General features: G+C 49.7%; 15 protein-coding genes. 14 read left to right on the top strand and 1 reads right to left on the bottom strand.

From position 1 onward, the window contains the following. Positions 1-27: 27 nt before the first annotated feature. From odhB to nspC, 7 genes are all read left to right on the top strand, one after another. Positions 28-1,272 carry a 2-oxoglutarate dehydrogenase complex dihydrolipoyllysine-residue succinyltransferase gene (gene odhB, locus ACGHAD_RS10390; RefSeq protein ID WP_382415192.1) on the top strand — a complete coding sequence of 415 codons (1,245 nt, stop codon included), beginning with the start codon at positions 28-30 and terminating at the stop codon, positions 1,270-1,272. A 97-nt stretch (positions 1,273-1,369) separates the two neighbouring features. Beyond that, positions 1,370-2,824, top strand: a complete 1,455-nt coding sequence (gene lpdA, locus ACGHAD_RS10385) for a dihydrolipoyl dehydrogenase (protein WP_339614926.1) — start codon at positions 1,370-1,372, stop codon at positions 2,822-2,824. Positions 2,825-3,034: 210 nt separating this feature from the next. After that, a complete protein-coding gene (sucC, locus tag ACGHAD_RS10380; RefSeq protein WP_339614927.1) occupies positions 3,035-4,201 on the top strand; it encodes an ADP-forming succinate--CoA ligase subunit beta in 1,167 nt (388 codons plus the stop codon). Further along, positions 4,202-5,074, top strand: coding sequence for a succinate--CoA ligase subunit alpha (gene sucD, locus ACGHAD_RS10375; RefSeq protein WP_339614928.1), 873 nt, complete (start codon positions 4,202-4,204; stop codon positions 5,072-5,074). Between the two features lie 229 nt (positions 5,075-5,303). Further along, a complete protein-coding gene (gene speA / locus ACGHAD_RS10370; RefSeq protein WP_339614929.1) occupies positions 5,304-7,220 on the top strand; it encodes a biosynthetic arginine decarboxylase in 1,917 nt (638 codons plus the stop codon). Between the two features lie 25 nt (positions 7,221-7,245). Beyond that, on the top strand, positions 7,246-8,448 hold the full coding sequence (locus tag ACGHAD_RS10365; protein ID WP_382415195.1) for a saccharopine dehydrogenase family protein: 1,203 nt from the start codon (positions 7,246-7,248) through the stop codon (positions 8,446-8,448). Positions 8,449-8,518: 70 nt separating this feature from the next. After that, positions 8,519-9,688, top strand: coding sequence for a carboxynorspermidine decarboxylase (gene nspC, locus ACGHAD_RS10360; RefSeq protein WP_382415197.1), 1,170 nt, complete (start codon positions 8,519-8,521; stop codon positions 9,686-9,688). A 6-nt stretch (positions 9,689-9,694) separates the two neighbouring features. Here the strand turns inward: nspC and ACGHAD_RS10355 are convergent, their stop codons facing one another. Continuing rightward, entirely contained in the window at positions 9,695-10,285 is a 591-nt protein-coding gene (locus ACGHAD_RS10355) for a uracil-DNA glycosylase family protein (RefSeq protein WP_382415199.1), read from the bottom strand. Positions 10,286-11,026: 741 nt separating this feature from the next. On the opposite strand from ACGHAD_RS10355, the gene ACGHAD_RS10350 reads away from it, so the two are divergent. The 7 genes from ACGHAD_RS10350 (at position 11,027) to ACGHAD_RS10320 (ending at position 21,119) form a co-directional block, all read left to right on the top strand. Then, entirely contained in the window at positions 11,027-14,017 is a 2,991-nt protein-coding gene (locus ACGHAD_RS10350; RefSeq protein WP_382415201.1) for a TonB-dependent receptor, read from the top strand. A gap of 78 nt (positions 14,018-14,095) precedes the next feature. Then, the gene (locus ACGHAD_RS10345) at positions 14,096-15,574 is read left to right on the top strand and encodes a tryptophan halogenase family protein (RefSeq protein WP_382415203.1); all 1,479 of its coding nucleotides are present in this window, start codon (positions 14,096-14,098) and stop codon (positions 15,572-15,574) included. Between the two features lie 163 nt (positions 15,575-15,737). Beyond that, positions 15,738-17,309: an FG-GAP-like repeat-containing protein gene (locus ACGHAD_RS10340; protein ID WP_382415205.1), complete on the top strand. Its 1,572-nt coding sequence runs from the start codon at positions 15,738-15,740 to the stop codon at positions 17,307-17,309. Positions 17,310-17,491: 182 nt separating this feature from the next. Then, entirely contained in the window at positions 17,492-18,004 is a 513-nt protein-coding gene (locus tag ACGHAD_RS10335) for a GbsR/MarR family transcriptional regulator (protein WP_339614936.1), read from the top strand. 25 nt (positions 18,005-18,029) lie between these two features. Then, on the top strand, positions 18,030-19,373 hold the full coding sequence (locus ACGHAD_RS10330) for a cytochrome ubiquinol oxidase subunit I (RefSeq protein ID WP_382415207.1): 1,344 nt from the start codon (positions 18,030-18,032) through the stop codon (positions 19,371-19,373). After that, positions 19,370-20,371, top strand: a complete 1,002-nt coding sequence (locus tag ACGHAD_RS10325) for a cytochrome d ubiquinol oxidase subunit II (RefSeq protein WP_382415209.1) — start codon at positions 19,370-19,372, stop codon at positions 20,369-20,371. Before ACGHAD_RS10330 ends, ACGHAD_RS10325 begins: the two co-directional genes overlap by 4 nt. 91 nt (positions 20,372-20,462) lie before the next feature. Beyond that, a complete protein-coding gene (locus ACGHAD_RS10320) occupies positions 20,463-21,119 on the top strand; it encodes a class I SAM-dependent methyltransferase (RefSeq protein ID WP_382415211.1) in 657 nt (218 codons plus the stop codon). The last annotated feature ends 197 nt before the right edge of the window (positions 21,120-21,316 follow it).

The raw sequence follows: 21,316 nt of genomic DNA, 5'->3' as shown, positions 1-21,316 counted from the left end.
AAAACTAGCGAAAGCTAAGGACACGTAATGAGTACTGATATTAAAGCCCCTACTTTTCCCGAATCTGTTCAGGACGGGACCATTGCGACCTGGCACAAACAGCCAGGTGAAGCGGTTTCGCGTGATGAGCTGATCGTCGATATTGAAACAGATAAAGTGGTACTGGAAGTGGTTGCCCCCGCTGACGGTGCGTTAACGGAAGTGTTAAAAGGCGAAGGCGATACCGTACTTAGCAACGAAGTGATTGCTAAGTTCGAGGCCGGCGCTGGCGGCTCGGCCAAAGCCGACTCAGACAGCGATGAGAAAGGTGACGCAAAAGAAGCGTCTGCCGAGCAAAAAGACGACAGTTCTGCCCCTGAGAGTGGCGATGCGGGCGATAAAATTTTGAGCCCAGCCGCGCGTAAAATTGCCGACGAAAACAACGTGAATCCAGCATCTGTTAAAGGTACCGGCAAAGATGGCCGCGTTACGAAAGAAGATGTCTTAAATCACGTTAAATCGGGCGACTCTAAGCCTGCGGCGGCAGCTCCTACGCCGGCTGCAGCGGCACCTGCTGCGCCAGAGGGTGACCGAGTAGAAAAACGCGTACCTATGACACGTTTGCGCAAGCGTATTGCCGAGCGTCTTTTAGAGGCTACCAGCACTACCGCGATGCTCACTACCTTTAACGAGGTTGATATGGGTCCGGTAATGGAGCTGCGCAAACAATACAAAGACAAGTTTGAAAAAATTCATAATGGCACTCGTTTGGGCTTTATGGGCTTTTTTGTTAAAGCGGCGACAGAAGCGCTGAAGCGTTTTCCTGCGGTTAATGCCTCGTTGGACGACAACGACGTTGTTTATCACGGCTATCAAGATATCGGTGTCGCGGTCTCGACCGAGAAAGGTTTGGTTGTGCCGGTATTGCGCAGCACCGAAAACATGAGCATTGCCGAAGTGGAATCGACGATTCGCGATTTCGGTTTACGTGCCCGTGACGGTAAGCTGGGCATCGATGAAATGACCGGTGGAACCTTTACGATCACCAACGGTGGTGTGTTTGGTTCACTGCTGTCGACGCCTATTTTGAACCTGCCGCAAACGGCTATCTTGGGCATGCACAAAATCCAAGAGCGTCCAATGGCCGTTAATGGTGAAGTTAAGATTCGACCAATGATGTATTTGGCGCTGTCTTACGATCACCGTCTGATCGACGGTAAAGAGGCTGTGCAGTTCCTGGTGGCGATTAAAGAGCTCCTGGAAGATCCAGCGCGCATCCTGTTAGAAATTTAATTCGGGTGCACTCGCTCCGGCCGGCTTACCGGTTGGCCGGATAAACATTTTGCCGGAACACCAACGCCGGCTACGCTAAAATTTTTGGGAAACGACTATGTCTGACAAATACGATGTGATTGTAATTGGTTCTGGTCCGGCCGGTTATGTGGCTGCCATTCGCGCTGCACAGTTGGGTTTAAAAACCGCCTGTATTGAAAAGTGGAAGGACGGGAAAGGTAAAGGTGTAAATGGTGGTACTTGTCTGAACGTTGGCTGTATCCCGTCAAAAGCTTTGCTGGATAGCTCAGAGAAATACCACGAAGCGGAAGTTTCTTTTAGCAAGCACGGTATCTCTACCGGTAAGTTGGCCATCGACGTGCCCGCCATGATCGAGCGTAAAAACAAAGTCGTAGAGCAGATGTCAGGCGGTATTGGTGGTTTGTTTCAGGCAAACAAAGTTACTAGCTTGTTTGGTACCGGTAAGTTGCTTGCCGGCAAAAAAGTCGAATACACCAATAACGATGGCAAAACAGAAACCCTAGAGGCCGAAAACGTTATTTTGGCCTCGGGCTCGGTGCCGGTCAATATCGGTGTGGCTCCAGTGGATAACGATGTGATCGTTGACTCTACAGGTGCATTGGAATTTACCGAAGTGCCTAAGCGTTTGGGTGTTATCGGTGCCGGTGTCATCGGGCTTGAGCTGGGTAGTGTCTGGAAACGTTTGGGGTCTGAGGTTGTGTTGTTGGAAGCGATGGATAACTTCCTCGCGATAATGGACCAGCAGATTGCCAAGGAATCATTCAAGATTTTTGGCAAGCAAGGTTTGGACATTCGTCTTAGCTGTCGTGTGACCGGCTCGGAAGTTAAAGGCAAAGGTAAGAAAAAAGAAGTTACGGTGACCTTTACCGATAAAGACGGTAATGAGCAGCAAGAAACCTTTGATAAGCTGATTGTTTGTGTAGGTCGCAAGCCCTTCACCGAAGGTCTATTGTCTGAAGACAGTGGCGTAAACTTGGATGAGCGTGGCTTTATTTACGTCAACGATTTATGTTCTACCGACGCTCCCGGCGTCTGGGCTGTCGGGGATGTTGTGCGCGGCCCCATGTTGGCGCACAAAGGTTCTGAAGAGGGTGTTATGGTTGCCGAGCGTATTGCCGGCCAAAAACCTTTGGTGAACTACGACATCATCCCCAATGTGATCTACACTCACCCAGAGGTTGCATCCGTCGGTAAAACCGAAGAGCAGCTAAAAGCGGAAGGCGAGCCCTACGAGGTAGGTACCTTCCCGTTCTTGGCTATTGGTCGCGCGGTTGCCGCTGATCAGCCAGAGGGTATGGTTAAAATGATTGCACACGCTGAGACCGATCGTATTTTGGGTTGCCACATCGTGGGCCCAAGCGCATCGGATCTAATCCAAGAAGTTGCAATCGCAATGGAATTTGGCGCCAGTGCTGAAGATATCGGAATGACTGTGTTTGGTCACCCGACCTTCTCTGAGGCCGTCAAAGAAGCAGCATTGGCAGTGGCGGGTCACGCCATCCACATGCCAAATCGCAAGCGCAAAAAATAATTATTTAAAACAACGATGAAGCACTGAGTCTCTCGATGGTAAACGCTGTCGAGTTGGCTCTGTGGTCGCGACCTAGAGCCACTAGAGGCGCGATCGGGAAGAAACCAGGGGTAGGCACGATGTGCCTTGGTATGTTTGCTGTACTGAGGTTGCAGATTTCGCTGGCCTGCTAGCAGTTTTTAAGTCACGTTAACAGAACGGAAGAACATCATGAATTTGCATGAGTACCAAGGCAAACAGTTGTTTGCGCAATATGGTTTACCCGTCTCCCAGGGTGTAGCAGCACAGACTCCTGCCGAAGCGGCAGCAGCAGCTGACACAATTGGCGGCAGTGAGTTTGTCGTAAAAGCTCAGGTTCACGCCGGCGGCCGCGGTAAAGCTGGTGGTGTAAAATTGGTTAAAACCAAAGGTGAAATCGAAGCGTTTGCCAAGCAGTGGCTGGGCAAAAACTTGGTGACCTATCAGACCGACGAGAAGGGTCAGCCGGTTAGCCGTATTTTGGTTGAAACCTGCACCGATATCGACAAAGAGCTGTACTTGGGTGCAGTGCTTGATCGCTCGAGCCGTCGTATTGTGTTTATGGCTTCTACCGAAGGTGGTGTAGAGATCGAGAAAGTGGCCGAGGAAACACCAGAAAAGATTCTTAAGGCGACTGTTGATCCGCTGGCCGGTGCGCAGCCTTACCAAGGTCGTGAGTTGGCATTTAAACTGGGTCTTGAAGGCAAACAAGTTAAACAGTTTGTTCAGATCTTTTTAGGTTTGGCAAAATTGTTTAAAGAAAAAGACCTCGCGTTGATTGAAGTTAACCCGCTGGTTATTACGCCCGCTGGCGACTTGCATTGCCTAGACGCCAAAGTCGCTATCGATGGTAACGCATTGTATCGTCACGCTGACCTGCGTGAAATGCACGATCCTTCGCAAGAAGACGAGCGCGAAGCGCACGCTGCCAAATGGGAGCTTAACTATGTCGCGCTTGATGGCAATATCGGCTGCATGGTTAACGGTGCTGGCTTGGCCATGGGTACCATGGATATCGTTAAATTGCACGGCGGCGCGCCTGCCAACTTCCTTGACGTAGGCGGCGGTGCAACCAAAGAGCGCGTTGTTGAAGCGTTTAAAATTATTCTGTCTGACGAAAATGTAAAAGCTGTTTTAATTAACATTTTCGGCGGTATTGTTCGCTGCGACTTAATCGCCGAAGGCGTGATTGGTGCAGTTGAAGAAGTAGGCGTTAAAGTACCCGTTGTGGTTCGCCTTGAAGGTAACAATGCTGAGCTGGGTGCTAAAGTGCTGGCTGACAGTGGTCTGAATATTATTGCTGCGACCAGTTTGACTGATGCTGCCGAGCAAGTAGTAAAAGCAGCGGAGGGCAAGTAAATGAGCGTTTTAATTAATAAAGACACCAAAGTAATCTGTCAGGGTTTTACCGGTTCGCAGGGAACGTTTCACTCTGAACAAGCGATTGCCTACGGCACCAAAATGGTTGGCGGTGTAACACCAGGTAAAGGCGGCCAGACTCATTTAGGTCTGCCTGTTTTTGATACTGTTGCTGAAGCGGTTGCCGAGACCGGCGCAGAAGCTTCTGTTATTTACGTGCCAGCCCCGTTTTGTAAAGACTCAATCCTGGAAGCGGCCAACGGCGGCATCAAATTGATTGTTTGTATCACCGAAGGTATCCCCACGCTGGATATGCTTGACTGTAAAGTTAAGTGTGACGAGCTGGGTGTACGTTTGATTGGTCCCAACTGCCCCGGTGTGATCACTCCCGGTGAGTGTAAAATCGGCATTATGCCCGGTCACATTCACAAACCAGGTAAAGTCGGTATCGTATCGCGCTCTGGTACTTTGACGTATGAAGCGGTTAAACAGACCACCGATAACGGCTTTGGTCAGTCTACCTGTGTTGGTATCGGCGGAGATCCAATTCCCGGTTCTAACTTTATCGATATCCTGCAAATGTTCCAAGACGACCCACAGACTGAAGCGATCGTGATGATCGGTGAGATTGGTGGTAGTGCCGAAGAAGAAGCGGCGGCATTCATTAAAGCGAATGTAACCAAGCCTGTTGTCTCTTACATCGCCGGTGTTACCGCACCTGCCGGTAAGCGCATGGGGCACGCTGGCGCTATTATCGCCGGTGGTAAAGGTACCGCTGATGAGAAGTTTGCTGCGCTGGAAGACGCCGGTGTAAAAACCGTGCGCAGCTTGGCCGATATCGGCACCGCTTTGAAAGAAGTGACCGGTTGGTAAGCTTTACAGTTGTTACAAAAAAGGCGGCCTGAATTGGCCGCCTTTTTTGTATCTGGCTGGTATTATTGTGATTTTTCGCGCGTTGCCAAGATTGGTGATCTCTGGCATGGTGAGCAAACTGCAAAAGTTGCTATCAAAAGCCTTTTCTTTTAGCCCAAAATGTGGAGAATTGCGCGACTTTGAGCGGATGTTCTCCGTTATCTGCACACCCTAAACAGGAGTTGAGCGATTGAAAGAAACCTCTGATAGTTGGTCAGCAAAGCATTCGGCTGAGCTCTACGGTATTGAAGAGTGGGGCAGTGGTTATTTTGGTATCAACCACGCTGGTAATGTCGAAGTGCGCGCGCCCGGTGAAGGTGCCGCGGATGTGTCCGTTGATTTAACCCATATTATTGATGGGTTACAGCAGCGGGGGCTGGAGATGCCCGTATTGTTACGTATCGAGAACTTAGTCGATAGCCGTATTAGTATACTCAACGAATCATTTGCTGAGGCCATTGCCACGACCGGTTACCAGGGTGTGTATCGCGGTGCGTTTCCTATTAAGGTGAATCAGCAAAGTCATATTGTCGAAGAAATTGCGCGTTTTGGCGAGCGCTATAACCATGGTCTTGAAGCTGGCAGTAAGGCTGAGCTGATGATCGCCATGTCGACCTTAAAAAACCTAGAAAGCCTGATTATTTGTAATGGCTATAAAGATGCTGAGTTTATTGATCTGGGTTTGCAAGCTCGTAAGCTGGGCTTTAAGTGCATTTTTGTGCTGGAGACCGTCGCCGAAGTGAAGCTGGTGATAGAGCGTAGCCGGTTGTTGGGTGTTGACCCAATTCTTGGGGTGCGTTTAAAGCTTTCCACAAAAGTAGAAGGGCATTGGGCAGAGGATAGCGGCGACCGTAGCCTCTTCGGTTTAACGACGAATCATCTGATCGAGGTGATGGACCAACTACGCAGTGCTGATTTACTGCATTGCCTAGAGCTTTTGCATTTTCACCTAGGATCGCAAATTCCAAATATTCGCAGTATTCGCGCCGGTGTTTTAGAGGCTTGCCGCTATTACATCGCCATGGTTGGTGAAGGTGCACCACTCAGCTATATCGATCTTGGTGGCGGTCTGGCCATTGATTACGACGGAACCAGCAGCGTAAGTGGTCACAGTCGCAACTATTCGGTGCAGGAGTATTGCGTCGATGTCGTCGAGGCGTTGGCGCAACAATTAAACGCGCATAACTTGCCGCACCCGACCATTGTCACAGAGTCAGGCCGAGCCACGGTGGCGCACACCTCAGTACTGTTGTTTAACGTATTAGATGTTGGCCACTTTGAGCCGGGCCCGGTACCGTCTGAATTACCCGAAGAGAGTCACGAGCAGGTATCCAACCTGTGGTTTACCCTCAAGGCGATCAACGTAAATAAGCTGCAAGAAAGCTATAACGATGTTATCTATTACCGTGATCAAGTTCGCGACTGCTTTTTTAGCGGTGAGGTGAGTTTGCGCGAGCGGGCATTTGCAGAAAACCTTTGTTTTGCTGGGTTGCAGCGTATTGTCGCGCTACTGCCTGAGATGAAACGTATTCCGCCAGAGCTTGAGCAGCTACCCGAACAGCTGGCTGATATTTACTACGGTAACTTTAGCGTGTTCCAGTCGTTGCCAGATTCTTGGGCAATTAACCAAGTGTTTCCGGTGATGCCTATACACCGTTTGGATGAAAAGCCTAATCGTCAGGCTACTATCGCGGATTTAACCTGCGATTGTGACGGTAAACTCGATAGCTTTGCCGGGCCAGAGGGCGAGACTCGAACTTTGTCGTTGCACTCGGTAAAAGAAGGCGAAGAGTATTATTTAGGTGTGTTTTTAGTGGGGGCTTACCAAGAGACCCTGGGTGATCTACACAACTTGTTTGGCGATACCAACGTTGCCAGTGTGCGCATTAACACTGACGGTAGTGTCGATTTTGTTCACGAGTTGCACGGCGACAGTATTGCCGACGTGTTGAGTTATGTCGAGTACGACCCACAACAGATGTTTCGCCAGTTCCGGGTGGCTGCAGAGCAGGCCGTGCGAGATGGCCGTATCAATGTGTCGGAGCGCCAGAGTATGTTAAGTGCGTACTCTGAAAGCCTGCGTGGTTACACCTATTTTGAACGTTAACGATCCAACGTTAGAGGAAAGGTTTATGGCTAAAGTAATGATTATCGGCGCCGGCGGCGTCGGTGGAGTAGTGGCCCACAAGTGTGCGCAGTTGCCGGAAGTGTTTACCGAGATCGTGCTGGCCAGTCGTACCGAATCTAAATGTAAAGTGATTGCAGCGCAACTGCCAAGGCCGGTATCTACTGCGCAGGTCGATGCGGATAATGTCGCTGAGACCGTTGCCCTGCTAAAGCGCGAGAAACCCGACTTAGTCATCAACGTCGCTCTACCTTATCAGGACTTAGCCATTATGGACGCCTGCTTAGAAGCTGGTGTGGACTACCTTGATACCGCCAACTACGAGCCGCCAGAAGAGGCTAAGTTCGAGTACAAATGGCAGTGGGCTTATCAAGATAAGTTTACCGAAGCTGGCCGTATGGCGCTGTTGGGCTCGGGGTTCGATCCTGGGGTGACCAATGTGTACACCGCTTATTTGAAAAAGCATTATTTAGACGAAATTCACTACTTGGATATTATCGACTGTAATGCTGGTGATCACGGGATGCCGTTTGCTACCAACTTTAACCCCGAAATTAATATCCGTGAAGTAACGGCCAATGGCCGTTATTGGCAAGACGGCCATTGGCAAGAAACCGCACCACTAAAAGAAAATCGCTCATTTGATTTTCCGGCGGGTATCGGGCCCAAACAAATTTACCTGATGTATCACGAAGAGCTGGAATCCATTACCAAGCATTTGCCTGAGATTAAACGGGCACGTTTTTGGATGACATTCTCTGATAACTATCTTAAGCACCTGGAGGTGTTGGGTAATATTGGGATGACCTCGATAGAACCGGTTGAATTTGAAGGCAAAGAGATTATTCCGCTGCAGTTTTTAAAAGCCTTGCTGCCTGATCCGGCGAGCCTTGGACCCTTAACAAAAGGTAAAACGTGCATTGGTTGTATCGCACAAGGCGTAAAAGACGGCGTTAAGAAAACTTATTACATATACAATATATGCGATCACCAAGAGTGTTACGCCGAGGTCCAGTCGCAAGCGATCTCTTACACCACTGGTGTGCCTGCAATGATTGGCGCCAAGATGATGCTGGAGAAAAAATGGGCCGGTGCCGGGGTGTGGAATATGGAGCAACTTGACCCAGACCCCTTTATGGATGATTTGAATCAATACGGGTTGCCTTGGCAGGTCGTCGAGATAGACCAGCCTACAGGTATGGAAAAGTAGATAGCTACACCTCACCATTGTTTGACGGCGGCGAAGGCCGCCGTTTTTATATTGCGCAGCGGAAATAGCGATGAAAAAACGGCAATATTTTTCTCAGTTTGATGCCACTCGTGTGCCATCGCCTTGTTTTGTGGTGGATCGCGCAGCGGTTGAGGACAACCTTAAGTTGTTGCATCACGTAGGGCAGCAAAGTGGCGCAAAAGTGCTGGGCGCGTTAAAAGCGTTTAGCTGTTGGTCGTTGGCGGAGCTTAATCAAAAATACTTGTGGGGCAGCTGCGCCAGCGGTGTCAATGAGGCAAAGCTTGCGCGGGAATACTATGGTGGTGAGGTGCATACCTATTCGGCCGCTTTCAAGGAAGCCGATTTAATTGAAGTGCTAAAGCTGTCAGATCACGTGGTGTTTAACTCGATGAGCCAATGGCAGCGTTTTAAGCCCTTGTGCTTGGCTGCGCAGCAGGATCGGCCTGAGTTAAAGTTTGGCCTACGTATTAACCCCGAGCACTCTGAAGGTGATGTACCACTGTACGATCCGTGTGCGCCGAAATCGCGCATGGGTGTTCCGCTGTCGGAGTTTCAGCCCGATTTTTTAGAGGGAATATCGGGCCTGCACTTTCACACGCTGTGTGAGCAAGATGTGCCGCCACTGGCGCGCACCCTCGCCGCGGTGGAGGAAAAATTTGGCCGTTACCTGGCGCAAATGCGGTGGGTAAATTTCGGTGGTGGCCATCATATTACGCGCGAGAACTATCAAATCGATGAGCTAATCGCGCTGGTGCGTAATTTCTCGGAGCAATTTGATGTGCAGGTCTATCTAGAGCCGGGCGAGGCGGTGGCAATTCGCAGCGGGGTTTTGGTGTCTGAGGTGTTGGATGTGTTTCACAGCACTGTAGCGCAAGCGATTTTAGATACCTCGGCTACCTGTCATATGCCAGATACACTGGAGATGCCATACCGCGCCGATGTGCTGGGTGCCGGTGAGGCCGGAGAATTGGACCACACTTATCGGTTGGGTGGTATGACCTGCCTGGCGGGTGATGTGATTGGGGATTATAGTTTTACTCAGCCGCTAGAGGTTGGCCAGCGCTTGGTGTTTGATGATATGGCGCACTACACCATGGTGAAAACCACAACCTTTAACGGTATTAACTTGCCGGCTATCGCCTTGTGGGATTCGCGAACCGATGAGCTACAGGTTATACGCGAATTTGGTTACGACGATTTCAAAATGCGTTTGTCGTAAGCTCCCTCACGACTGATTGTTAAGAATTTCCTGCACGCGTATTTGCAGTGCAGGAATTACCTCTTGTTCAAACCACGGATTTTTTGCCAGCCAACGATTATTGCGGCCACTCGGGTGAGGCAGGGGCAGCTGTGCGGGCCAATATTTACGCCAATTGCCCACACGCTCTGTCAAAGTCCTCTCGCTGTTGGGTAAATGGTATGTTTGGGCGTACTGACCGATTACCAACGTTAACTTTATCTGGGATAAATACTCCAGCAGCTCTTCTCGCCATGTCGGGGCACACTCGGGCCTCGGGGGCAGGTCGCCACCTGCTCGGGTACCGGGGTAGCAAAACCCCATAGGCACCAGCGCAAATAAACCCGGATCGTAGAATTGCTCGTGGCTGACCCCCAGCCAGCGGCGCAGCCGATCGCCACTGGGGTCGTCAAATGGACGGCCAGCCTCGTGAGCGAGCTTGCCAGGCGCTTGCGCTGCGATCAAGATCTTGGCGTTACGCTCGGCTTGCAGAACCGGCTTGGGGGCTAGCGGCAAATGCTGCTCGCATAAGGTACATCGGCGGATGCGCTCCATTAGTGGGCTGGATGTATAGTTCATATCTACCGTTTAGAGTGGTGTGAATGAGATGGCATACGGCACTTACTTGCCTGTGACAATACTGCGATAACTCTGAATCAACAACCGGTGACAGCTGGGTTTGCGCCTTTTATGAGGTTGTTTTGACATTGACACCAATTGCTACAGTGGGGCGTCAGGCTCTGGTAAAGCAATTACCCCAGCACTAAGAGTTTTTTAATGATCAAACCTATGGCGCAAAAAGTTGCGTATCTGATGATGACCCGTTGGGTGGAATAGCGACTCGTAAACAACAATACAACAATACCTTTGATGTCGCCGCAGGTACTTTTTTGCCTCCAAGTGGCGGTAAATATTAGGGCGCACTGAAGACGGCTTTGGCTGGCCTCTTAGCTAATACGCTGAGTTTTACCGCTCTTTGATATAAAACTCTGACATTTGCGGCAAGTAGCGCATAAGTCTTTTGGTTTTGCCTATTTTCTACGAATGTTATCGTTACAGATAACGTTGACACACTATAAATCTACTGTTAACGTTAACGATAACGAACACCGTTGGTGTCGTTATGCTTGCAGGTTGGCGTAGCCGGAGGTTTGCCCACTCTGGTTGGGGCTCCTTAGATACTGGTTTACCTAGGGTGCGAGCAAAACCAATGACTTGCTGTGGCGCGATGAGGAGAGCTCGGTTCTGACGTAAGTGCAGATGCAGTACAGCAGGTGAACTGATCACAATTGGGGTACAAAAATAATGAGTCAATCAACTATGAAGCGGACCATATTATCCACATCAATTGCTGCACTGATGGGCACATTGCCTGCCGCTGCGGTATTTGCACAAGACAATACAGACGTGCTGGAAGAGGTTGTTGTTACCGGTATTCGGGCCTCGCTAGATCGCGCGATGGATATTAAACGCGACTCCCAAGGGGTGGTAGATGCCATCTCGGCAGAGGATATTGGTAAGTTTCCCGATACCAACTTAGCCGAGTCGCTGCAGCGTGTTACCGGTGTTTCCATTGATCGCCAGAATAATGAAGGCTCGCGAGTCACGGTCCGTGGTTTTGGTCCAGACTACAACATGATTACCTTGAATGGTCGCCAAATGCCGACCGCTAATATCAACGCTACCTCCGCGAGTAGCTCACGCTCATTTGACTTTGCCAATCTAGCCGCCGAGTCGGTATCGGGTGTGGATGTGTATAAAACCGGCAAAGCAGACTTGGTGACGGGTGGTATCGGTTCGACCATTAATATCAAGACTACCCGGCCGCTTGAAAACCCGGGGTTAAACGCTAGTGTTGGGGTTAAAGCTGTTGCCGATCAAACCAATCGTGCGGGTGATGATGTTACACCGGAAATTTCTGGTATCTACAGCAACACGTTTGCCGACGATACTATTGGCCTAGCAATCAGTGCTAGTTATCAAGCGCGCGATAGTGCGTCGGATTCAGGTAATGTGTCCTCGGGCTGGAACTCTCTGCGTGTCGGTAGTACAAACCCTGGCCTAGATGCCTTTTTGTTGGAGAACTACCCGGTAGAAGAGGGTGACTTAATGTCTACCCCGCAAAACTTTTTATACCGTTTAGATGATATTCAACGCGAGCGCACCAACGCTCAAGTAACGTTGCAGTGGAGTCCTATTGATACCTTGACGGCCACGGCTGACTACACCTATGCGGAATTGGACGTAGAGCAGCAACGCCAAGAGCTGTCTGCATGGTTTGGTGGTGGTTTTAATACTCAGACCGGAGGTACAGTATTCACGGGTGCCGATGCGGATGGCGTGGTGACCCCCGATCAGTTGGTTTCAACAGACTGTTGCGATGTTGGTTTTGGTGTTGGTAATTGGGGCAATATTAATGAAACAAGCTCTACCGGCCTTAATGTTGTGTGGGATGCGACTGAGCGATTAACATTGGCACTGGACTATCACAGCTCTGATGCTGAGGCGCACGGTAAAGACGCACGGGGTAACGATAATATTGTGACCGCCACCGGTTTCGAGCGTGGCACCACAAGGGTGGATTTCTCGCAAGATATGCCCGTGATGAGTGTCGAAATGACCGATGGCGACCTCACCGCGAGTGATATTATTTCGACGGGTACCAGTCATCGCAACAGCTACATGAAGTCTGAGGTTGAGCAAATACAGTTTGACGGTAGCTTCGACTTTGACAGTGGCATTGTTCAGAGCGTGGATTTTGGTCTCGCGTCAACGGAAATTGATAACCGTACCGCGTTTAGCTTAAATCAAGGCGGCAATTGGGGTGGTGTGGGTTACACCGATATTGGCGGTGGCTGGAATGCGGCGGCCGGTGACGGTGATAATAACTTTGATGATTCGGCTTTTGAATTTAAACAGCTAGGCAGTGCTTTTGAATCGTTCGATCAAGGCGGTGTTTACGGTCAGTATGTCGATGTGGATTACGATCAGTTTTCGGGCGACCTAGCACGTTTCTACCAGCAAAATCCGGATGGCGAAGGTGCCGGTGGTAATGTGTTTGCAGACTGTGAAGGTGACACCCTGTGTATCGACCCCGAGTACTCGGTCGATAACCGCATGAAAGAAGAGCAAACGTCTGCCTATGCGCAGGTAAATCTTGCGTGGGAAATGGCGAAAATGCCAACACAGTTGGCGCTCGGCGTTCGCTACGAGAAGACTGACGTTACCTCTTCGACTTTGTTGCCTAACTACATAAGCGGCGCCTGGAAGACCCCCAACGAGCTATTGTTAAGTGCCGAGGGAGGTGTATTCCGTGAGGGTTCTGGAGATTATAGCAACGTTCTACCAAACCTGGATTTCAGTGTTAACCTGCTGGATGACGTACTGTTGCGAGCTTCTTATAGCAAGACTATCTCTCGTCCTAGTTACTCTAACTTGCAGGGTGCCGCTGTCCCGGATAGCCCGCAGGCGCGAACTTACGACAATAGTACCGCCACCGCCGGTAACCCGGATCTTGACCCCTTTGAGTCGACTAACCTAGACTTTTCGGCCGAGTGGTATTACGCAGATGGTAGCTATATTTCATTGGGGTACTACGCTAAAGATGTAGAGAATTTTATTGGTACTAGCATTCAGCAGGAGATACTCTTTCCAGGCATTAAAAATCCTGCAACAGGCCCACGCTATGATGAAGCGGCGGCAGTTGCAACGGCCGATAATTTTGGTAAGGATGTCCGTGATTACTATGTTGCACAGGGCTGGATTGACGGAACGACCGGTGAGTTGCTGGGGGATACCAGTAGTTATGATTCTCTAAATTATACTGTGCGTGTGCCGGTTAATGAAAAAGAAGCCTCAATTGATGGTTTTGAATTTGCTGTACAGCATATGTTTGGCGATAGCGGTTTTGGTGGTATTGTTAACTTCACTACCGTTGATGGTGATATAGGTTACGACAACAGCGTGATTGGTGAAGATCAATTTGCTTTGTTGGGCTTGAGTGACTCCGCCAACGTCGTAGCGTTCTATGATAAAAATGGCTGGCAGGCGCGTTTGGCCTATAACTGGCGCGATGAGTTCTTAAGTGGTACAGCGCAGGGTAATGGCCAACAAGAGCCTGCTTACACCGAGGCCTATGGCCAAGTAGACCTCAATGTTAGCTATGATATTACTGACAATCTAAACGTGTTTTTTGAAGGGATTAATGTCACCGAAGAAGACATACGGGTTCATGGCCGTACGGTAAACAGCCTGTTATTTTATGGTGAGCAGCAAGCACGCTATGCGCTTGGAGCACGCTATTCGTTCTAAATCGAGAGTCGTAATGGTGTGATAACAAAAGCAGCCGTTATTATTAATAACGGCTGCTTTTTTTCAGAAGAGAATAATATGCCAAATGTTAATAAGGTCGTTATCGTAGGTGGTGGTACCGCTGGTTGGATGGCCGCTGCGGCTATATCTAAAGTGCTAAGCCACCTTGCGGTAGAGTTGGTCGAGTCGGATGAGATCGGTACCGTGGGTGTGGGCGAAGCGACGATACCGACCTTATTGTTTTTTAATAAGCTGTTAGGGATTAATGAGCGAGATTTAATTCGCGAAACCCAAGCAACATTTAAACTCGGTATTAATTTTGAGAACTGGCAGGCTTTGGATAAAAGCTATTTCCATGGCTTTGGTTCTACCGGTAAAGATTTTTGGGCGGCTGGCTTTCACAATTTTTGGCGCCGTGGTTTAGATTTAGGGATTAGCGAATCCTTTAGTGACTATTGTCTAGAGGCAAAAGCCGCTCTTTCTGGTCGGTTTGCTCAGCCACCAAAAGGAGCAAAAGGTGGCTTAAACTACGCTTATCACATGGACGCCACCCGTTATGGCCAGTTTTTACGTAAGCTTGCCGAGCAGCAGGGTGTAAAGCGTATTGAGGGTAAGGTGGAGCGGGTTACACAACACCCAGACTCTGGTGATATAACCGCTGTCACGTTGGCCGGTGGGCAATGTGTTGCCGGGGATCTGTTTATCGATTGCAGCGGGTTTCGCGGGCTTTTAATTGAGCAAACTTTAAAGACGGGCTACGACGATTGGTCCCATTGGTTGCCCTGCGATCGGGCCGTGGCGGTACAGAGCAGCTCGGTAACCGCTGCAGCGCCATACACTCGGGCCATCGCACACGATGCCGGTTGGCGTTGGGCGATACCGTTACAACATCGCATGGGCAACGGGCTGGTTTACTCAGCTAAGCACTTGTCGGATGACGAGGCGGTGGCTCGCTTGCTGGATCAGATCGAAGGCGACGCTGTGAGCGAGCCACGCTTTATTCGTTTTACCACGGGTAAGCGAAAGCAGCAATGGCATAAAAACTGTGTTGCCATTGGCTTGTCGGCGGGTTTTATCGAGCCGCTAGAGTCCACCAGTATTCACTTGATTCAGCAAAATATTTTGAAGCTGATTAAGTTGTTCCCCAGTGATGAGATTTCGCCATTGGATGTTGCTGAGTTTAACCGGCATGCCGATTTTGACTATGAGCAGATCCGCGACTTTATAGTGTTACATTATCATTTGACTGAGCGCGACGATTCCGCTTTTTGGCGGCACTGTCAAGCCATGGATGTGCCCGATAGTTTGTCTGAGCGACTTGAGCTGTTTGCGCAAACGGGTCGCTTTTTTGTCCGAAATAATGAGCTGTTTGTGGATTCGTGGTTTCAGGTCATGATTGGTCAGGGGTTAGTTCCTAAGAAGTACCATAGGGTGGTGGATGAAATGCCCGAGCGAGAGTTAAACGGGTTGTTACAGTCAATTGCCCAAGGCCTGGAGAAACAGGTGCAGGCTATGCCAACACACGAGCGATATTTACAGTATTTATTAGATTCTTAGGGCGTTAGTGATTGCACCTAAAATGTGTTATTAATGCGTCTGGCGGCGATGAAGCTGTTATTTTTCATGTAGCCGGCTTGTTTGGTGCTGGTTGATTCATCGCTAGGGATGGGTGATTTTTGATCGCTTTAAAGTGAGAACGCGGAGTAAGAGTTTAATCTGTATGTTGGTATTGCGCTGGATTAACACGGTAACGGTGAGACTGGTATTGCTCAGCTCGGTCGTTGCGATGCTTTTCACTCCCTGCTTTGCCCGCGCGCAGAAGGGTGTTACCCAGCAAGAAGCTGTCAGCTTGGTAAAACAGTACTGTGGCGCTTGCCATGCGCCTCCCTCACCGCAATTATTGCCGAAAAAAGACTGGCCCCGTGTTGTTGATGCTATGGCCGAGTTGTCTGCCAAGCGATTTGGTTCGACTTTTATTCCCGATACGGCATTGCGCCATATTAAAGCGCTTTATTATGGCAGCAGCCCGGAGCGTTTAGCGAGCCTGCCGTACATTGATGCGACGCACCCCACCTTAAGCTTTTCGGCTCAAGCGTTATCAGTGCCAACTCTTGTGCCACAAATTATGGCTATTACCCCTTTACCAAGCACCGGTGACAGCTTTAGTTTTTTAGTTGCAGACGCGGAGCAGGGTCAGCTTAACCGGCTTTGGGGGCCGCGTGGCAAAGTAGATGCGTGGCGAGAGCAGGGGGTAGCCGATATCGCTCTGCCAGTCGCCGTGGATATGTTTGATTTTAATGGCGATGATCTGTTGGATTATGTGGTTGCCGACCTGGGTGAGTTGGCGCCTAACGATAATCGTGCGGGTAAAGTTTTTGTGCTGATTAACAAAGGCAACGGTAGCTTTGCAAAAAAATTGCTAAAAGACAACCTGCGCCGTGTGAGTGATGTTAACGCACTAGATCTGGATCAGGATGGTGATACAGACATTGCCCTTGCGATATTCGGTGGCCAAGGTAAGGGTGAAGTCATTTGGCTTGAAAATAAAGGCGCCGAGGGTTATGAGGAGCATCCGTTGCTGATGCTAAGTGGCGCATTGAGTATTGACGATGCCGATATCAACAACGATGGTATCGTGGATTTGCTGACGTTAGTGGCGCAAGAGCATGAAACCTTAGTTGCCTTTATTGGGCAAGGAAAGGGGCAGTTTGAACGGCTCGATTTGGTGAATGCAGGGCACCCCATGTTTGGCGCTACCAGCATGACTGTGACGGACTTAGATCAAGACGGCGACCAAGATATTCTATTTACCAATGGCGATGCCTTTGATACGCAAACCGACCCTAAGCCATACCACGGTGTGCAGTGGCTTGAAAATAAAGGTGGGTTAAATTTCTCAGCCCATGATGTGGGCCGTTATTACGGTGCTGTTAATGCGGTTGCGGCTGACATGGATAACGATGGTGATATGGATGTCGTCGCCAGCAGCTGGGTTAATAACTGGGACGACCCTAAACGCAATGCGCTTATTTGGTATGAAAATGACGGTAAGCAAAATTTTACGCCTTACCCAATCAGTCAAAATTACCGCGGTTTGGTGCCGTTAGTGATAAACGACTTCACGGGTGATGGTGTGATGGATATTTTAACTGGTTCATTTCGTATGGATTTGTTGCACCAGTCCCTTCGTCGCGAAAACGGTGTGCTCAGTTTTGATTTGGAAGATCGTGCAGCTGAGGCCCCTAAGAGTGATCGTTTAATGATGTTTACAGGGCACCTCAAGACCCCCTAAGCCCGTCTGTAGCCTCGTCGCTTGCGGCTTGTTCCTAAGTCGCGAGTGAACCTCCGCTTCCTCTTGTCGAGTAACCTCCGCTTCCTCTTGTCGAGTAACCTCTGCCGAAATAGTCCGTAAAGGCTTGCCTGTAATCTCTGATAACGTATAATTACTGAAATTTCAGAAATTAGTGAAAATTCATGTCGCCGTTAATCGAATCATTTGTGCGCCACTTTGGCGAAATGGGCAGTCGCTGGGGGATAAATCGCACAGTAGGGCAAATGTACGCCTATATTGTTCTATCAGAAGAGCCGGTTAATGCCGATGAATTGGCGGCGGCCTTATCGGTGTCACGTTCCAATGTCAGCATGGGCCTAAAAGAGCTGCAAAGCTGGAATTTGGTGCGATTACAACACATCGCTGGGGACAGAAAAGACTACTTTACTGCCCCCGAGGACGTTTGGGAGATCGCCCGTACGCTGATTAATGAGCGGCGCAAGCGTGAAATTGACCCAACCCTAACGGTGATGCGCGAGTTGTTGATGGATAAGCCCGCGGATAGCGGCGAGCGCTACGCGCAATCGCGAATTGAAGATATGTACAAACTGATTGAAATGATGACCCACTGGAGCGATGAGATACAACGCCTGTCGCCCAAACAGTTGGCCCGCATGCTCAAACTTGGCGCCGGCGTGAGTAAGCTACTTAGCTAGTCTTTATTAATCCATCGAGGTAATTATGTTGGATGTCTTTATGTTGTCGCGTATTCAGTTCGCGGCCAATATCACGTTTCATATTTTGTTTCCTACCATCACTATTGCCTTGTGCTGGCTGCTGCTGTTTTTTAAGCTGCGCTACGATCGTACCGGCAATACCGCGTGGATGGCCGCCTACCGGTTTTGGGTTAAAGTGTTTGCGCTGTGTTTTGCCCTAGGCGTTGTCAGCGGTATTACCATGTCGTTTCAGTTTGGTACCAACTGGCCCGGCTATATGGAGAAGGTGGGCAATATTGCCGGCCCGCTGCTTGGCTATGAGGTGTTAACCGCATTCTTTTTAGAGGCGACCTTTCTCGGGGTTATGCTGTACGGCAGTAACCGGGTGTCTAACCGCTTGCACACCGTGGCGACCGCGCTGGTGGCGGTGGGTACGTCGCTGTCGGCGTTTTGGATATTGGCCCTCAACAGTTGGATGCAAACGCCAACGGGCTTTGAGATGCGCGACGGGGTCGCGTATCCGTTGGATTGGGCCGCGATTATCTTTAATCCGTCTATGCCGTACCGGGTTACCCATATGCTCTTAGCCTCGGGGTTAACCGCGTCGTTTTTTGTGGCTGGGGTATCGGCTTACCGGCTACTCAAAGGCGACCGGTCAAACGAGGTGCGCTTAACGCTCAAAACCGGCGTTTACCTAGCGGCTATTCTGATTCCTATCCAGATCTTTGTCGGCGATATGCACGGGCTGAATACCCTGGAGCATCAACCGGCCAAAATTGCGGCCATGGAAGGTGTGTGGCATACAGAGAAAGGCGCACCGCTACAATTGTTTGCACTGCCTAATGAGCAGACACAAACTAATGATTATTCCGTTTCGATCCCGCGCGGTGCGAGTTGGATATTAACCCACAGCGGCGATGGTGAAATAAAAGGTTTAAATGAGTTTGCCGGTGAGCACCCACCGGTTATGCCGGTGTTCTGGGGTTTTCGCGTGATGGTGGGCATGGGCCTTTTGATGCTGTTGGTGTCTTGGAGCTGCTCGTTCCAGCTTTGGCGTCGCGGGCATGTGGCCACTCTTTGGCAAAGAGTGTTGGTTACCATGACATTCTCGGGTTGGTTGGCCACTCTGGCGGGCTGGTATGTCACCGAGATAGGACGACAGCCATTTTTGGTGTACGGCGTACTTAAAACCGCTGATGCGGTTACCACAACCGCCTCGGGTAATGTGCTGTTTACCGCCATTACCTATGTATTGGTTTATATCGTGTTAATTGTGGCTTTTTTGCACACGCTATTTTATCTGGCGCGCAAGGCGGTTAGTAGTGACGTTAAGCCGCTGGAAACAACCGCTAAGGAGGCCAAATTATGAGTGGTGAAGCGTATTGGTTGCCGGTTATTTTTATATTGCTAATGGGTGTCGCCATTTTGATTTACGCGGTGCTCGACGGGTTTGATTTGGGCGTAGGCATTCTTTTGCCGATGGGCAAGCCTCAGCATCGCAACACCATGATCGCCTCCATCGGGCCTTTTTGGGACGCGAATGAAACCTGGTTAGTACTGGCGGTAGGCTTGTTGCTAATCGCATTTCCCACGGCGCATAGCGCTATATTGGGTTATTTGTACCTACCGGCGTTTTTTTTGTTGCTTGGCTTGATTTTGCGGGGTGTCGCGTTTGACTTTAGGGCTAAGGCCCACGCCGAGCATCAAAACCGTTGGGATCGCTGTTTTAAAGCCGGCTCAATCTTGGCATCAATGGCGCAGGGTTACATGCTGGGTATATACGTTACCGGCTTTAGCGGTGGCATCTTAGCCATCGGTTTTGGGCTGCTCAGTGCGGTGTGTGTAACGGCCGCCTATGCGTTTATCGGCGCCTGTTGGCTGATACTAAAGTCCGAGGGTGACCTACAGCGCTGGGCGGCAGGGCGCGCTAAAATTACCGCTATTTTAATGATTGTGGGTGTTGCCGCCGTGAGTGGAGTAAACCCGCTCATGAGTAGTGAGGTGTTTGATAAGTGGTTTAGCTTACCGCAAGCTTTTTTATTGCTGCTGATACCTTTTATGTGTGCGATTTTATTTGTCACATTGTTTGTGTATCTTCGCCACTTTCCCTATAACAACGATTTTGGTAGTTGGGTGCCGTTTGCCTGCGCGGTGGGTATTTTTATTCTGTGTTTTCAGGCGCTGGCCTACAGTTACTTCCCGTATATTGTACCGGGTAAATTAACCATCTGGGAGGCGGCCAGTGCGCCCGAGTCGTTGCGGTTTATTTTATACGGTGCGGCGGTCGTGTTGCCAAGCATCATGGCGTATACCGTTTTTATGTATCGTATCTTCCGCGGTAAAGCTCAAGCGTTGAGTTACTATTAACGCAATCGCGCAAGAAGGTTATGGGATTTTTTTTGACGTGGTAGCATAGACAATTGTCTATGCTACCAACAATACGCCCACAAGGTTCTCTATGGCTGTCAAAGCAAAACCGACCGCAAAACAAAAACTGTCCGCGTCCGATAAACATCTTTATAAATTACACGGCCTATTACTGCCAAAAGCGCAGCATAAAGAGATTCGTCGCTTTAAACGTTTGTATGATGAGCCGTCGCTTCACGGCACTAAAGTGTGGCGCTCCAGTGCGGTATTGATGGACTACCTATTGCAAAACCCCATCAAAAAGGGCGCCAAGGTGGTAGAGATTGGCTGCGGCTGGGGTGGTCTAAGCTGTTTTATGGCAGAGAAGTTTAACGCGCGCGTTACCGCTGTGGATGCCGATGCGGCACTCGCCCCTTATGTTGATTTTGTTAAACGCCTTAACAGTGTAAAACGCGTTACGTTTGAGGCGAAACGCTTTGAGAAAATCACCAAAAAAGATCTACAGGGGGTGCACACCTTAATTGGAAGCGAAATCTGCTTTTGGGATGAAATGACAAGGCCCTTGTTTAATCTGATAAAACGCGCGCGCACAGCCGGTGTAAAACGGATTTTAATTGCCGATCCGGGTAGAACACCTTTTCTGAAGCTTATCGATATGTGCGATGACAAGTTTGACTATGATATGTTTGCGCACAATATCAACAAACCGTGGAAGACGGAAAAGTTTATTCTACGCATCGATAACTAGCGCCTTGCTGTGTGCATCACGGCACGGCCTTGGCGGCTGCCAGCCCCTAACGCTGGGCACTTATTTACTGTAACTTCTACATTCCCACCGCGTAAAAATGCTCTTTCTTGGCAAAACTGTGGCCAATAGCGCCGAATAGGGTCCTATTGTCGCTAAAAATAATTGGCGCGGGTTTTGCTCATACCAATACGTAGTAG

The sequence above is a fragment of the Gilvimarinus japonicus genome (assembly GCF_042847215.1).
GTDB classification, from domain to species: Bacteria; Pseudomonadota; Gammaproteobacteria; order Pseudomonadales; family Cellvibrionaceae; genus Gilvimarinus; species Gilvimarinus japonicus.
The sequence above is the reverse complement of the archived record's forward strand: the minus strand, read 5'-3'. Positions and strand labels throughout refer to the sequence as shown.